This window comes from Kytococcus sedentarius DSM 20547, assembly GCF_000023925.1.
Classification (GTDB): domain Bacteria; phylum Actinomycetota; class Actinomycetes; order Actinomycetales; family Dermatophilaceae; genus Kytococcus; species Kytococcus sedentarius.
Map to the genome: position 1 here is coordinate 234,027 of NC_013169.1, position 14,201 is coordinate 248,227.

Annotated in this window: 12 protein-coding genes, 1 pseudogene and 1 riboswitch; of the genes and pseudogenes, 10 read left to right on the top strand and 3 right to left on the bottom strand. The window is 72.3% G+C overall.

Going from position 1 to position 14,201, the window contains the following annotated elements; all coding sequences use genetic code 11:
• Window positions 1–2 precede the first annotated feature (2 nt).
• The 4 genes from KSED_RS01135 to KSED_RS01150 all read left to right on the top strand — a co-directional run bounded on the left by KSED_RS01135 (window position 3) and on the right by KSED_RS01150 (window position 5,396).
• On the top strand, window positions 3–992 hold the full coding sequence (locus tag KSED_RS01135) for an alpha-ketoacid dehydrogenase subunit beta (protein WP_012801739.1): 990 nt from the start codon (window positions 3–5) through the stop codon (window positions 990–992).
• Between the two features lie 21 nt (window positions 993–1,013).
• A complete protein-coding gene (locus tag KSED_RS01140) occupies window positions 1,014–2,903 on the top strand; it encodes a dihydrolipoyl dehydrogenase family protein (protein WP_012801740.1) in 1,890 nt (629 codons plus the stop codon).
• Between the two features lie 153 nt (window positions 2,904–3,056).
• On the top strand, window positions 3,057–4,268 hold the full coding sequence (locus tag KSED_RS01145) for an MFS transporter (RefSeq protein WP_012801741.1): 1,212 nt from the start codon (window positions 3,057–3,059) through the stop codon (window positions 4,266–4,268).
• A gap of 306 nt (window positions 4,269–4,574) precedes the next feature.
• Window positions 4,575–5,396: a hypothetical protein gene (locus KSED_RS01150; RefSeq protein WP_012801742.1), complete on the top strand. Its 822-nt coding sequence runs from the start codon at window positions 4,575–4,577 to the stop codon at window positions 5,394–5,396.
• 4 nt (window positions 5,397–5,400) lie between these two features.
• Here the strand turns inward: KSED_RS01150 and KSED_RS01155 are convergent.
• Window positions 5,401–6,658, bottom strand: a pseudogene (locus KSED_RS01155) (IS256 family transposase).
• A gap of 409 nt (window positions 6,659–7,067) precedes the next feature.
• Between KSED_RS01155 and KSED_RS13280 the strand changes: the two are divergent.
• Both KSED_RS13280 and KSED_RS01165 read left to right on the top strand, forming a co-directional pair.
• Entirely contained in the window at window positions 7,068–7,631 is a 564-nt protein-coding gene (locus KSED_RS13280; RefSeq protein WP_237699548.1) for an HNH endonuclease signature motif containing protein, read from the top strand.
• 143 nt (window positions 7,632–7,774) lie between these two features.
• A riboswitch (SAM riboswitch) is annotated at window positions 7,775–7,889 on the top strand.
• Between the two features lie 30 nt (window positions 7,890–7,919).
• Entirely contained in the window at window positions 7,920–8,282 is a 363-nt protein-coding gene (locus KSED_RS01165; protein ID WP_012801744.1) for a hypothetical protein, read from the top strand.
• Window positions 8,283–8,372: 90 nt separating this feature from the next.
• Here the strand turns inward: KSED_RS01165 and KSED_RS15585 are convergent, their stop codons facing one another.
• The gene (locus KSED_RS15585) at window positions 8,373–9,026 is read right to left on the bottom strand and encodes an MATE family efflux transporter (RefSeq protein ID WP_308699670.1); all 654 of its coding nucleotides are present in this window, start codon (window positions 9,024–9,026) and stop codon (window positions 8,373–8,375) included.
• Window positions 9,020–9,775, bottom strand: a complete 756-nt coding sequence (locus KSED_RS15590) for an MATE family efflux transporter (RefSeq protein ID WP_308699671.1) — start codon at window positions 9,773–9,775, stop codon at window positions 9,020–9,022. Before KSED_RS15590 ends, KSED_RS15585 begins: the two co-directional genes overlap by 7 nt.
• 142 nt (window positions 9,776–9,917) lie before the next feature.
• On the opposite strand from KSED_RS15590, the gene KSED_RS01175 reads away from it, so the two are divergent.
• Genes KSED_RS01175 through KSED_RS01190 form a run of 4 tightly spaced genes read left to right on the top strand, consistent with a single transcriptional unit; the run spans window position 9,918 to window position 14,164 of the window.
• Window positions 9,918–11,573, top strand: coding sequence for a phenylacetate--CoA ligase family protein (locus tag KSED_RS01175; protein ID WP_012801745.1), 1,656 nt, complete (start codon window positions 9,918–9,920; stop codon window positions 11,571–11,573).
• Window positions 11,570–12,082: a hypothetical protein gene (locus tag KSED_RS01180; RefSeq protein WP_012801746.1), complete on the top strand. Its 513-nt coding sequence runs from the start codon at window positions 11,570–11,572 to the stop codon at window positions 12,080–12,082. Before KSED_RS01175 ends, KSED_RS01180 begins: the two co-directional genes overlap by 4 nt.
• Complete coding sequence (locus KSED_RS01185) at window positions 12,072–13,190, top strand: GNAT family N-acetyltransferase (RefSeq protein WP_012801747.1); 1,119 nt, start codon at window positions 12,072–12,074, stop codon at window positions 13,188–13,190. The genes KSED_RS01180 and KSED_RS01185 overlap by 11 nt, the downstream gene beginning before the upstream one ends.
• Window positions 13,187–14,164, top strand: a complete 978-nt coding sequence (locus KSED_RS01190) for a hypothetical protein (RefSeq protein WP_012801748.1) — start codon at window positions 13,187–13,189, stop codon at window positions 14,162–14,164. The genes KSED_RS01185 and KSED_RS01190 overlap by 4 nt, the downstream gene beginning before the upstream one ends.
• Window positions 14,165–14,201: the final 37 nt, after the last annotated feature.

The following is a 14,201-nucleotide window of genomic DNA, read 5'->3' on the forward strand; positions in this document are numbered from 1 at the left end:
CGATGAGCGCCAAGAAGATGACGCTGGCCAAGGCACTCAATGCCGGCATGCGCAAGGCCATGACCGATGACGACAAGGTGGTGCTGCTCGGTGAGGACATCGGCCGCCTGGGTGGCGTGTTCCGCATCACCGAGGGCCTGGTCGACGACTTCGGCGAGGAGCGCGTGATCGACACGCCGCTGGCCGAGTCCGGCATCGTGGGCACCGCGGTGGGCCTGGCCCTGCGCGGCTACCGCCCGGTGGTGGAGATCCAGTTCGACGGTTTCGTGTACCCGGCCTTCGACCAGATCATCAGCCAGGTCTCCAAGATGCACGCCCGCTCGCTGGGCCAGCTGAAGATGCCGATCGTCATCCGCATCCCCTTCGGCGGCGGCATCGGTGCCGTGGAGCACCACAGCGAGTCCAACGAGGCCTACTTCGCCCACACCGCCGGCCTGAAGGTCGTCTGTGCGGCCACGCCGGAGGACGGCTACTGGATGATGCAGCAGGCCATCGCCAGCGACGACCCGGTGGTCTTCTACGAGCCCAAGCGCCGCTACCACGAGAAGGGCGAGGTGGAGTTCTCCACCGACGGGCAGGCGACCACCGACCTGCACGCCTCCCGCGTCGTGAAGGAGGGCTCGGACGTCACCCTGGTGACCTACGGCCCGATGGTGAAGACCTGCATGCAGGCCGCCGCCGCGGCCGCGGAGGAGGGGCGTTCGCTGGAGGTCATCGACCTGCGCACGCTCAACCCGCTGGACCTGGCCCCGGTGGTCGAGTCGGTCAAGAAGACCGGCCGCGTGGTCGTGGTGCACGAGGCCCCGACCTTCCTGGGCATGGGCTCGGAGATCGCCGCGCAGGTGACCGAGAAGTGCTTCTACCACCTGGAGGCCCCGGTGGCTCGCTGTGGCGGGTACAACATCCCCTACCCGCCCAGCCGGTTCGAGGAGGAGTACCTCCCCAACCTGGACCGCATCCTGTTCCACGTCGACGAGGTCCTGGCGCACTGACGCCGGGAGGGAGCCACGGATATGAGCATTCAGCACTATGTCCTGCCAGACCCCGGTGAGGGGCTGACCGAGGCCGAGATCGTCGCCTGGAAGGTGAAGGTGGGCGACGAGGTCAAGGTCAACGACGTCGTCGTCGAGGTGGAGACCGCCAAGTCGCTCGTCGAGCTGCCGGTGCCCTTCGCCGGCACCGTCGTCGAGCTGCTCGCCGCCGAGGGCGACGAGGTCGAGGTGGGCGCGCCCATCATCGCCATCGACGACGGTCAGGGTGGCTCGTCCGCCCCGGCCGCCTCCGGTGGTGCGTCCTCCATGGGTGCCGATGAGGGGAGCGGCCAGTCCGCAGACTCGCCCGCCGGTGCGTCGTCCACCTCCCAGGCCACTGCCGGCAACCCGGCCTCGCCCGAGGTGGGCGCAGCCGGCTCCGACGCCGCCGGGTCGGGCGTGGAGCACTATGTCCTGCCGGACCCCGGTGAGGGGCTGACCGAGGCCGAGATCGTCGCCTGGAAGGTGAAGGTGGGCGACGAGGTCAAGGTCAACGACGTCGTCGTGGAGGTGGAGACCGCCAAGTCCCTGGTCGAGCTGCCGATCCCGTTCGCGGGCGTGGTCGACGCGCTGCTGGCCGAGGAGGGCCAGGAGGTCGAGGTCGGCGCGCCGATCATCGCCGTCCGCACGGGCAACGCGACCGCCCCCGCCCCCGCCGCCGGCGGTGACCAGGCAGCCGGCGGTGACGCCGCTGCGGGTGACGACGGTGAGGAGCGCGTCGCGAACCTCGTGGGCTACGGCGCGGTCGCCGGTTCGACGACCCGCCGCCGTCGTTCCGGCAGCGGGCCGGGTGCGTCCACCGCATCGGCCCCGGTTGCAGGCGAGTCCCTCTCCGGTGCGCCGGGGGAGGGTGGCTACGGCCAGCGCATGGTCGCCGAGGGCTCCGAGCGCCGCCCCGGGCAGCAGCTGCACGGCGCCGTGGGCCACGCGGCCTCCGGTGGCGACCGCCCCAAGGCCAAGCCGCCGGTGCGCAAGTTCGCCAAGGACAACGGCATCGACCTGCGGACCGTCGCCCCCACCGGGCCCGGCGGCATCATCACCCGGCAGGACGTCGAGCAGGCCCTGGCCGGCGGCGCGCAGGCCGGTGGCCAGGTGGCAGCGGCCGCCCCCGCTGCGCAGGCAGCGCCCGCCGCTAGTGCGCCCGCCGCGTCGGCCGGTGAGCGCGAGCAGCGCACCCCCATCAAGGGCGTGCGCAAGGTGACCGCGCAGGCGATGGTGAACAGCGCGTTCACCGCCCCGCACGTCACGGAGTTCATCACCTTCGACATCAGCGCCACGATGGAGCTGGTGGAGAAGCTGAAGGCCGACCGCGAGTTCAAGGACATCAAGGTCACGCCGCTGCTCCTGGTGGCCAAGGCCGTGGTGATCGCCGCGCAGCGCAACCCGGAGATCAACGCCAAGTGGGACGAGGCCAACCAGGAGATCGTCCAGTACGCGGACGTGAACCTCGGCATCGCCGCTGCCACCCCGCGTGGCCTCATGGTGCCCAACATCAAGGGCGCGCAGGAGAAGTCGCTGGTCGAGCTGGGCAACGACCTGGGTGACCTGATCTCCACCGCCCGCGGTGGCAAGACGCAGCCGGCAGACATGTCCGGCGGCACCATCACGATCACCAACGTGGGTGTCTTCGGCGTCGACTCCGGCACGCCGATCCTCAACGCGGGGGAGGCTGCGATCCTGTGCTTCGGCGCGATCAACCGCCGCCCGTGGGTGGTCACCGACGCCGACGGCAACGAGACCATCGAGCCGCGCTGGGTGACCGAGCTCGCCCTGAGCTTCGACCACCGCCTGGTGAACGGTGACCTCGGGTCGCGCTTCCTGGCCGACGTGGCCGCCCTGCTGGAGGACCCGGGCAAGGCCTTCATCTGGTGACGCCCACCGGAGGTGTGTGCTGAGCCCCACCTCCGGAGCGCTGCGAGCGGGTCCGTCCGAGGAGGGCGGGCCCGCTCGGCGCGTGGGGGCTCCCGCGGCGTAGCCTGCGGGCATGCAGCGGGCGCAGAGCGTGGTGGGTTGGTGAGCCGCGCGGTGTCCACAGCCCGCCTGGAGAACTGGGGTACCCCGTTGACGCCCGGCGGGCCCACGCTGCGCCAGCTCGCCTTGTCGGCCTACGCGCCGATGCTGTTGTGGTCGGTCGCGCTGGCCGGGACGCTGCCGGTGCTGCCCCTCATCGCGATGCGTTTGGGTGCGACAGCGGGGCAGGCCGCCCTCATCGTGGCCCTGCAGGGCGTGGCGGCGATGGCGGTGGGCATCCCCGCGGGCATGGCCACCGAGCGCATCGGGGAGCGCCGCGCGATGACCGGCGCGGGGGCGTTGAGCGCGTTGGCGATGCTGCTGGTGCTCACCACCAGCTCGCTGGCCGTGCTGTCCCTGGGGGTGGTGATGCTGGGCTGCTCGACGAGCGTGTTCATGCTGGCCCGGCAGAGCTACCTGACCTCGGCCTTCCCGCGGCGGCAGCTGGCGCGGGCAATGTCGACGCTCGGGGGGATGGCCCGCATTGGCTTCTTCGTCGGTCCGATGCTGGGGGCGCTGGCCATCTGGCAGGTGGGCGTGCGCGGCCCGGTGGCGGTCTCGCTGGCCCTCCTGCTCGTGCTCACCCTCACCACCCTGTGGCTGCCCCGCCTGCCGGGCGAGGCCGCATCGAAGGCCACCCGACCACCGCCGATGCGGGGCGTCATCACCGGGCACTGGCGCACCTTCACCACGCTCGGGGTCGGGGTGGTGCTGTGTGCGGCGGCGCGGGGCTCGCGGACCGTGATCATGCCGCTGTGGGGGCACCACATCGGGGTGGACGACAGCGTGATCTCGCTGATCGTGGGACTGGCCGGGCTGCTGGAGACGCTGACCTTCTACCCGGCCGGGGTGTTGATGGACCGGGTCTCGCGGCGGGCGAACGCCATCCCGTCCATGGCCATCCTGGGGGCCGGCATCGCGCTGGTGCCGTTGTCCGGCTCGGCGCTGACCCTGGCGCTGGCGGCGGTGGTCATCGGATTCGGCAACGGGCTGGGCTCGGGGCTGGTGATGACCCTGTCGGGAGACGTGGCGCCGGAGGTGGGGCGGACCTCCTTCCTCGCGGTGATGCGCACCCTGGCCGACGGGGGGAACGCCTCGGGCCCGTTGGTGATCTCGGGGGTGACGGTCCTCGGTGGGCTCGGGGCGGCGATCGTCGTGGCGGCGTGCTTCGGGTTCGGGGCGTCGGCGGCGTTCGCCCGGTGGGTGCCCCGGGGGCGGCCGGGCTGAGGCGGGGTACTCGGTGCCGGGCTGGGAGCTCGGCGCGTGGACCGCTCACCCCCTCGTCGGGTGTCCGCGCCCCACGTCGGGTTCACGCGCCCCTGCGTCGTACGCGCCCCCTGCGTCGCACGCGCCCCCCGTCCCTCGCCCCTCGAGTCGCGCGAAATTCTTGTGCGCCAACGTGTTGTCCGAACCTGTGGATGAGCGGACGAGGTTGTCGGTGGTCTGGTGCATCATAAATACATCAGTTCGAGGAAGGGGCGGACAAGATGATGTACGCAAGACAGGGTCGAGGCGCTCGAGGGGGTGGATGGCGTGCTGCAGGACTATGCAGGCGGCAGGGCGGCCCCCAGCGGCGCTGACGGCGCGGCCCGGGCGAGGACCGGGAGCGGCGGGTCGGGTGCCTTCGCGGTCGACGGGGGCCTCCTCGACAACCCGAGCGCCATGGACACCGGGAGCGCCGTGGCTGACAGGGCCACCGCTGCCGCATCGAGGGCCCTGGACCGGGTGGTCGCGGCACTGGACGCGTCGCGTCGGGCAGAGGTGGATCTCCTGGACGGGATGGCGGCCCTGCACCGCGAGGTGACGTCGTACCTGGAGCGTCGGCGGGACGAGGGCGAGCCCGGGGTCTACCGCCCCGGTGACGCTGCCGCGGTCGTCGTCGATGAGTTCGTGGCGGCCACGGGCGAGTCCCAGGCGCTGGCCTACGGGGTGGTGGGTCTGGTGACCCGCGCTGCCGAGGTCGCGGAGTGTGGCCGGTCGGCGATCCTCGACGGCCGGGCCTCGCTGTCGCGGGTCCTGGAGTGGCACAGCTCGACCGCCCACCTGTCGTCGGACGACGCGGTCGCGATCGGGGAGGCGGTACTGACCCGGGGCGCCGACGGTGCGCCGCGGTCGGGGCCGTCGTTCCGGGCGGCTCTCGGTCGCAGGGTGCGCGCCGCGGATGCGGCCGATCGCACGGCGGCGGCACGTCGGGCGGAGGCGATCAATCAGCGGGGCTCGTGGACGACCTCGCGGGACGACGGGACCGGGAGCCTGACGGTGGTCGGTGAGGCCACGAGGGTGTCGGCTGCGTCGGCTCGGCTGGATGCCGCCGCGGGTCAAGTCCCGGGAAGTGGTGTAGCGATCCTTCGTTGATTGGTCAGGCGGTCAGGGCGGGCAGGGAACTGGTGGTGACCTCCTCGGTGTTGGTGTTGGTGTCGGGGACGAGGTTGAGGCGGCACCGGGCGAGGACGTCGAGGCCGAGATACCGTCGTCCTTCGGCCCACTCGTCGGTCTGCTCGGCCAGGACCGCGCCGACGAGACGGACGATCGCCTCGCGGGTGGGGAAGATGCCCACGGAGTCGGTGCGGCGGCGGATCTCCTTGTTCAAACGCTCGGTGGGATTGTTCGACCAGATCTGCACCCACACGTCCTTGGGGAACGCGGTGAACGCGAGGAGGTCCGCGCGGGCGGCGTCGAGGTGCTCGGCCACGGCCGGGAGCTTCTCACTGACGTAGTCCAGCAGCCGGTCGAACTGCGCGTTCACCGCTGCTGCATCGGGCTGGTCATAGACGCTGTGCAGCATCGCCTTGACCGCCGGCCACATGCTCTTGGGCGTCACGGCCATGAGGTTCGCTGCGTAGTGGGGTGCGGCACCGCTGCCAGGCCGCGCCGGGCAGGTGCGCAGCGATCGCTTCGACCAGGCCCGCATGCGCGTCACTGGTGACCAGGCGGACCCCGGCGAGGCCGCGGGCGACGAGGTCGGCGAAGAAGCTGTTCCACGCTGCTCCCGTCTCGCTGGTCGCGACCCGCATGCCGAGCACCTCGCGGTGCCCGTCACCGTTCACGCCGATGGCCAGCAGGACGACGGCGTTGATGACCCGGCCGCCCTCGCGGACCTTCATCGTCAGGGCATCTGCGGAGACGAACGTGAAGGGGCCGGCCTCGTCCAGGGGGCGGTGGCGGAACTGTTCGACGTGCTCGTCCAGCGACTCCGCCATCCTGCTGACCTGCGACTTCGACAGGCTGTTGATGCCGAGGGTCTTCACGAGCTTATCCATCCGGCGGGTGGAGACACCGGCGAGGTAGCAGTCGGCGACGACCGTGACCAGGGCGGACTCGGCGCGCTTGCGGCGCTCGAGCAGCCACTCGGGGAAGTAGGTGCCGGAGCGGAGCTTGGGGACGGCGACGTCGATCGTGCCGACGCGGGTGTCGAGGTCGCGGTGGCGGTAGCCGTTGCGCTGCGCAGAACGGCCAGCGCTGGGCCGGCCGTACTCCGCGCCGGCAACAGCGTCCGCGTCCGCGGAGAGCAAGGCATTGATCACGTCCTGCAGCAGGCTGCGCATCAGATCCGGGGACGCCTCGGCCAAGGCTTCACCAAGCAGGCCGGAAGGGTCGACAATGTGAGGAGCGGTCATCGTGATGACTCCGTTCGAGAGTGCTGTGAGAGGTTCACTCGAAGGATCACACGGTGGCCGCGCCCACGTCCGCGACGATCACGACGGGGCCACCGCGCTACACCACTATGCGGGACTCAACTCCGCCGCGCGGCGGGCGAAGGCCGCGGGGGACCCCCGGACCCTCAGCCAGCTGCGTTCGGACCTCCACCTGGACCTGTTGCTCGTTGGCCAGTTGCCGGGAAGCTGTTTCGGTGGCGCCGCGGTGGCGTCTGCCCAGGGCCCGGATGGCGCGGGATCCCGTAGCGGTGGCGCGGACGGCGGGGGCTCCCGTGGTCAGTGCTCGGATGGCGAGTGCGCCGACGGCCAGGCGCCCCCGGTGTGTGCAGCGTGTGGGGTGGTCTCGAGTGACTGGTTCCCGCTGCCGCCCGTGGGTGAACCCGTGTTGCCGCCGGCCCGGGTCACGGTGGTCGTGGGCCTGGATGTTCTGCTGGACGACCCCGCGGGTGTGAACCGTGGGAGTCCGCCGACGGCGGGTGCCTCTCCGCCGGGGATGCGGGGTGCTCCGCTGGGGTGGGTGCCGGGGTTCGGGTACCTGGACCCTGAGCACGTGCGTGCGGTCGCGGTGCGGGAGGGGTCGGTGTGGCAGCGCTTGGTGGCCGACCCGGTGTCGGGTCATGCGATGGCGGTCTCGCCGCACACCTATCGCCCGACCGCATCGGTGGCCCGGTTCGTGCGGGCCCGTGACGGGATGGCTCGGGACCCGGGGTCCGGGGTCGGTGCTGCCTCCTGCGAGATCGACCACGTGGTCCCGTTCGACGAGGGCGGGCAGACCGTCGCAGAGAACCTGCAGTGCCTCTCCACGCGGGGCCACACCCGCAAGACCAAGGGGCAGTGGGACGCCTCGATGACTCCCGACGGGGTGGTGGAGTGGACCTCGCTCACGGGCCGGAGGTACACCACCCACCCGTTCGACTACCGGGAGCTCGGATGAGGGGCTGCCCCGGGCTCGGCGATCCCGGCAGGTCCGATGAGGGGCTGCCCCGGGCTCGGCGATCCCGGCAGGTCCGATGAGGGGTCGCCCCGGGTTCGACGCTCACCGGGAGGTTGTCGGTGGCTGTCCGTAGACTGTGGGCAGGTCAAGAGAGTCACCCACGCCTTCGGACAGTGGTGGCCGGCAACCGCGTCGCTCGACACGGTGCCCTCCGGAGAAGACCTGGGCCCCGCCAACCGGTGGGGTCAAGACGGGCACTGGTGTGCCCCCGTTCCCCAGGGAGCTGACATGAGCACCTCGAACACACCCCACACCCCTGATGCGCCCGGCTCGGGCCAGCCCGGCGGCTCCGGCACGTCCGGCCAGCCCGGCGGCTCCGGCACGTCCGGCCACGGGTACGCCGAGAGCCGCACCGGCGAGGAGATCTCCCGCCTGTTGCACTACGGCCACATCATCCCGGTGCGACGGGGCCTCACCGCGGACTACGTGGACCGCCACTTCCCGGGATGGACCTGGAACGCGCTGATGGACGTGTGGCGCACGGCCGGGATCGTCGTCCGCACGCCGGGCGGCATCCCGGACTGCGACCCACGGGTGCGCGCGGTGCACTTCACCGACGCCGAGCACGTCCACGTGGAGTGGGCGGCCTGATGCGGTGAGCCGGGGCCCCACCCCCGGGGCGCGATGCGGTGTGCCCGCACCGCGCCCCGGGGTCCCGGTGCGGGCGCCCCGTGCCGGGACCTACTCCCCGGTCACCATCCACGCCGTCCCCCGGGCTCGCCACAGCAGTGTGATCGACCGCATCACCATGAACGCGGCGAACGCCCCCCAGAGCCACCACATCGCGGTGGCCGGGTCGATGCCCGCCGGCGGCAGCTCGTGGACCGCCCACACGATCGGCAGGTAGGCCACCAGCACCGCCGTCTGCGCCCACGCCAACCACCGGGCGTCACCGGCGCCGATCAGCACCCCGTCGAGCACGTACGCGATCCCCGCCACCGGGGTGGCCAGCCCCACCAGCACCAGGGCGGTGGACAGGGTCCGCTGGACGTCGGGGTCGTCGGTGAATAGCGGCGGCAGGACGTCCTTGCCCAGCACCATCAGCAGCCCGAGGACCACACCGCCCCACACGCCCCAGCGGGTCATGGTGCGGGTGGCCGCACGGGTGCCGGCCGTGTCCCCGGCGCCCAGTGCCTTGCCGGTCAGCGCCTGCGCAGCGATGGCGAGGGCGTCTAGCGCGAAGGCCAGGAAGCCCCACAAGGTCATCGCCACCTGGTGCGCCGCGAGCGAGACGTCCCCGAACCCGGCCGCCAGCCAGGTGGTCAGCAGGATCACCCCGCGCAGGCTCAGCGTGCGGATGAGCAGCGGCACCCCACCCAGCGCCGCGGTCAGCACTCCCGGGGCGTGAACGAGGTGGGCGCCGAGTGGATGCGGACGTGGCGCCAGACCAGGGCCAGCAGGCCCACCGCCATCCCCGACTGTGCGATGACCGTGCCCCACGCGGCCCCGGCGATGCCCCACCCCAGGCCGAAGATGAACCACGCGTTCAGCGCCGCGTTGGCGCTGAAGCCCAGCACCGCGGCCACCAACGGCGAGCGCGTGTCCTGCAGACCCCGCAGCACGCCGGTCACCGCGAGGGTTACCAGCATCGGCGGGATGCCGAGGGCCGAGATGCGTAGGTAGGTGACCCCCTCGCTGGTGGCAGCCCCGGACGCCCCGAACAGGCCGATGATGCCGGGGGCCCACACCGCGGTGACCACGGCGGTGGCGCCGCCGAGCAGGAGGGCCAGCCACACCCCATCGATGCCGGCGGCCAGCGCCCCGCGCGTGTTGCCCGCCCCCAGGCGGCGCGAGACCACGGCCGTCGTGCCGTAGGCGAGGAAGACGAACAGCCCCACGGCCGTCATCAGGGCCGCGCTGGCCACGCCCAGGCCGGCGAGCGCTTCGGTGGAGACCCGCCCGATCATCGCGGTGTCGAGCAACAGGAACAGCGGCTCGGCGATGAGGGCGAAGAACGCGGGCACTGCCAGTGCCAGGATCTCCCGGGACTGGGCCCGGCCCGTCGGCCTCGTCGTGCGGGCCGGTCCACCCGAGGAAGCCGGGCCGCCAGAGGAGGGTGCGGCGGCGTCGGCGGGCGGAGGCATTCCCCCATGATCCCACCCCCTGGCAGGACCTCGGGGCGCCGGGGCAGGGGACACGTCATCCTGGGGGCCTGTTGTCCCCGGCCACCGGGCCGACCATGATCACCGGGGCGGGCCGACCGGCGGCCCCGGGACAGGAGTAGTCATGTCAGTGCGCGAGGTTGCCAGCAAGGCGTGGTTCTCCGCGCCCGCCACCGCCGTCCGTCGCGGGACCCTGCGAGCCGGCGCTGCCGCCCTGACCCGCACCTACAGCCTCTACAAGGTGCACCCGGCGGCGTGGCGCCTCACGGCCACCAACTACCAGCCGTGGATGGGGGACTTTGCCCGCTTCCACGCCTGGATGTCCTGCCAGATGGGCTACCTGCGGGTGCCGGCCTACCAGCAGTACCTGGCCGAGCACGACTGGGAGTTTCGCTGGTGGGACCTGGAGAACTACCCGGTGACGGACAAGGACTCCTACGTCGTGCGCTTCGACGAGGCCTCCCGCTGCCGCGACGGTGAGCTGGCCATGCTCGGCACCCTGGTGGACGAATCCTCTGGCTCCTCCGGGCGCCCGTTCAACTGGGTGCGGGGCCGCAACGAGCTGGCCGACATCCACCGCAACCTGGCCGGGTTCACCGCGATGATGCACCGCGGCGAGCGCCTGTTCGTCCTCAACGCCTACTCGATGGGGGCGTGGGCCACCGGCACGAACACCGGCATCGCGATGGCGAAGATCGGCATGGTGAAGAACACCGGGCCGGACCTGGACAAGATCGTCGACACCATCGAGCACTTCGGCCCGGGCTACACCTACCTGGTGGCGGCCTACCCGCCCTTCCTCAAGGACCTGCGCGACCGGCTGGACGCCGACGGCTTCGACTGGGACGCCCATACCCTGCACGGCCTGGTCGGCGGCGAGGGGATGACCGAGGGGCTGCGCGACTACTGCGAGGAGCGCTTCGCCACCGTCCGCTCGGGCTACGGCGCCTCGGACCTGACCATCGGCATCGGCGGGGAGACCGACCTGACCGTTTGGCTGCGCCGTGCCCTGGTGGACGATCCCGAGCTCCGCGAGGCCGTGCTGGGCCCCGGCGAAGACCGCACCCCGATGATCTTCCAGTACAACCCGTTGGAGACCTTTCTCGAGGTGGACGACCGCGGCCACCTGGTGTGCACGCTGACCTCCACGGCGGTGCTCAGCCCGAAGCTGCGCTACGACATCGGCGACGAGGCCAAGCTGCTGGACTGGCACGACCTGCGCCGCATCCTGCGCCGCCACCCGCGCTGGTCCGAGCCGGCCGGCGAGGCCTTCCAGCGGGCGCCGATGAAGCTGCCCCTCCTGCTGCTCTACGGTCGGGCGGACTCCACGGTCTCCTTCATGGGTGCCAACATCTACCCGCAGGACGTGGAGAACGGCCTGTACGAGGACTCCGAGCGGGCCGCCGCCATCGCAGCCTTCACCGTCGGTCTGGAGCCCGTGCCCGGCGACGCGGTGGCGCAGCGCCCCGTCCTGCACCTGGAGCTGCGCGAGGGGGCCGAGCTGCCCCCATCGGAGCGGGAGGCCCTCGCCGAGTCGGCTCGCACCGGCGTGGTGGCCTACCTGGCGCGCGTCAGCCGCGACTTCGCCGAGTCGCTGGAGGAGAGCGAGCGCGCCGGGGAGATCGCCGTAGAGGTGCACGATGCGGGGACCGGCCTCTTCGCCGACACCGGCGGCCGCATCAAGCGGCGCTACCTGCGCACCGCTGCGCCTGAGCCGACCGAGCCCGCTGACCCCTCCGAGCCCACAGATTCCGCCGAGCCCACCGAGGAGATCCGATGAGGACCACCGACTTCAGCGCCGCGCCCACCAAGGCGCAAGCCTCCGCCATGTTCATCGGCGCCACCCGCTACAACGGGCCGTTGGCCTGGGCGCGCCTGACCCCGAAGTGGCTCGCGATGGTGCGGGACATGAAGCGCATGCCGGGCTACTGCGGCCACCAGGTCTTCTGGGAGGCGCCGTGGACATTGGGCACCATCGGCTGGTTCGCCACCCGCGACGACATGATGCGCTTCGCCCGCACCGGCACCCACCGGGAGATGATGCAGTGGGCCACCGACGGCACGCGCAACGCCACGGGTGGATGGATCCGCCTCTACACGGTCGACCCGCACGGGTACTCCAACGGTGTGTGGCGCGCGGAGGACGGGCTGATGGACCACATCGAGCACTTCACCCCGGTGGCATCCGAGACCGAAGGGCCCACCGTGCGGCGCCAGCCGCGCGACGACGAGGCCGTGCGGCGTCAGCCGCGCACCGCCATCGAGCCGGGAGGTGCCGGTGAGCGCTGAGGTGCGCGTCGATCCGGTGCGCTCGCGGAGCGCCCTGCGTGCCTTCTGCGACTTCCCGGTGGACCTGCACCCGCGGGAGCTCGCGGTGCCGTTGCTGGAGAGCACGGTGCGCTCGTGGCACCGGGGAGAGGGCCCGCAGGCCGACCACGGCGAGGTGGAGCTGCTGCTGGCGCGTGACGCCGCCGGAACGGTGGTGGGCCGCACCACCGTCCACACCGACGACCGCATGGACGCCCGCCTGGGGGCTGCGGCCACGCTGCTGGGGGCGACGGAGTTCGCCACCGAACAGGCCCTGCGGGCGCTCGTGGGGGCCGCGACCGAACGGGCCGAGCAGGAGAGCCGCTCGGTGCTGCTGGGGCCGGTCTCGTTGCTGCCCAACCAGACCGGGGGTGTGATCACGTCCGGCCACGACGAGCGCGGCTTCGTCGACTCCCCGTGGAATCCCGACTGGTACCCCGCCGCCTGGGAGGCCTGTGGGTTCACCCCGCTGTGGCCCGGTGCCACGTGGATCTGCGAGGGCCTCCAGCGCCGGGACGCCACCGCCGACCTGGGCGCTGCTGTGCCCCTGCCGGCCGGGGTGGAGCTGCACCACGGCAGCCGGCGCGACCTAGCCGACCAGCTCCCCGTGCTACGGCAGATGCTGAACGCGAGCTTCGCCGAACTGCCCTACTACACGCCGATCTCCGCCGCGGAGCTCGAGGCCGCGACCGACGGCCTGGCGCACCTGCTGGACGAGTCGCTGCTGATGTACCTGACCGATGCGGGCAGGCCGGTCGCGTTCGTGCTGGTGGTGCCCGACATCTCGCACTTCGTGCAGCACACCGGTGGCCGCCTGCCCTGGTACCAGCAGCTGCGCCTGCTGGTGGCGCGGTCGCACTACCGGCGCGAGGCGATCCTCATCATCAAGGGCACGGTCCCCAAGGCGCGCGGGAGGGGACTGATGCGGTGGCTGCACCGCGAGCTGCTCACCAACCTGCAGGCCGGTGGCTACGAGACCCTCCGGGTGACGCAGGTGGGGCAGGGAAACGAGGCCTCCGCGGCGCCCTTTCGGGCCATGGGTGGGCGGCCGCTCCACGACGTGTGCTTCTACCGCAAGGAGCTGGCGTGAAGCCTCCCGCAGCGCGGTTGATGGCGCGCCGCGCCGACTGGCAGCGCGCCCCGAGCGCCCACAACACCCAGCCCTGGACGGTGACCGTCACCGGCGACGCCCGTCTGGTCATCGGGTGGGACGCCGCGCGCACCCTGCCGCTGGGGGACCCCACCGGACGGGACCTGATGCTGTCGCTCGGGTGCGTGGCCGAGGCGCTCGCGGTGGTGGCGGCCGACCTCGGGTTCGCCGCGCACGTGGACTGGGCCGTCGACCGGGCTGCGTGCCGGGCCGGCGCCGTGGTGCTGACTGGTGCCGACCAGTCCGCGGACCTTCTGTCCGGGGAGCTCCTGATGGCCCTGCGGGAGCGGCGCACCGCCCGTGGCCAGCACGTGCAGCACCCCTCGGCCGACGAGGTACAGGCGCTGGCCGGAACCGCGGGGGTGGACGCGGTGGTGCTACCCGGCGCCCTCGTCGACGAGCTCCTGCCGGTCGCCGACCGCTGGAGCATGGAGGGTCCGGCCGCGGACGAGCTGGCCCAGTGGCTGCGGCTGGACCGCGCCGACCCCCGGTACGTGCAGGACGGGCTGAGCGACCGGGCGCTGGAGCTCAGTCGCCCGGAGGCGGCCGGGCTGCGCTGGGCGATGCACCCCCGCATCGCGCCGTGGTTGCGCCGCACCGGGGCGATGCGGGTGCTCGCGCGCCAGGCGACGGTGCGCCCGGTCGGGACGGTGGTGGCGCTCACTGACCCGGCCGACCTGTCCGACGAAGAGCTGGCCGAGCTCGGGCGGAGGCTGCTGCGGCTGTGGTTGGTCGCCGACCGCAGTAGGTGGAGTGCGCACCCGCTCAGCCAGCTGCTGGACTGCCCGGAGACGCAGGAGGCTCTGGGTGGGGCGCTCGGGGCCGCCCCGTACGCGGTCTTCCGCCTCGGACGCCCCGCGTCCCGTCCGGTGCGCAGCGCCCGGCTGTCCGCCCGGCCCGGAACGCTCGGCTGACGCACGCCCGGGTGCTCGGCAGGCTCCCGGTCGCCGG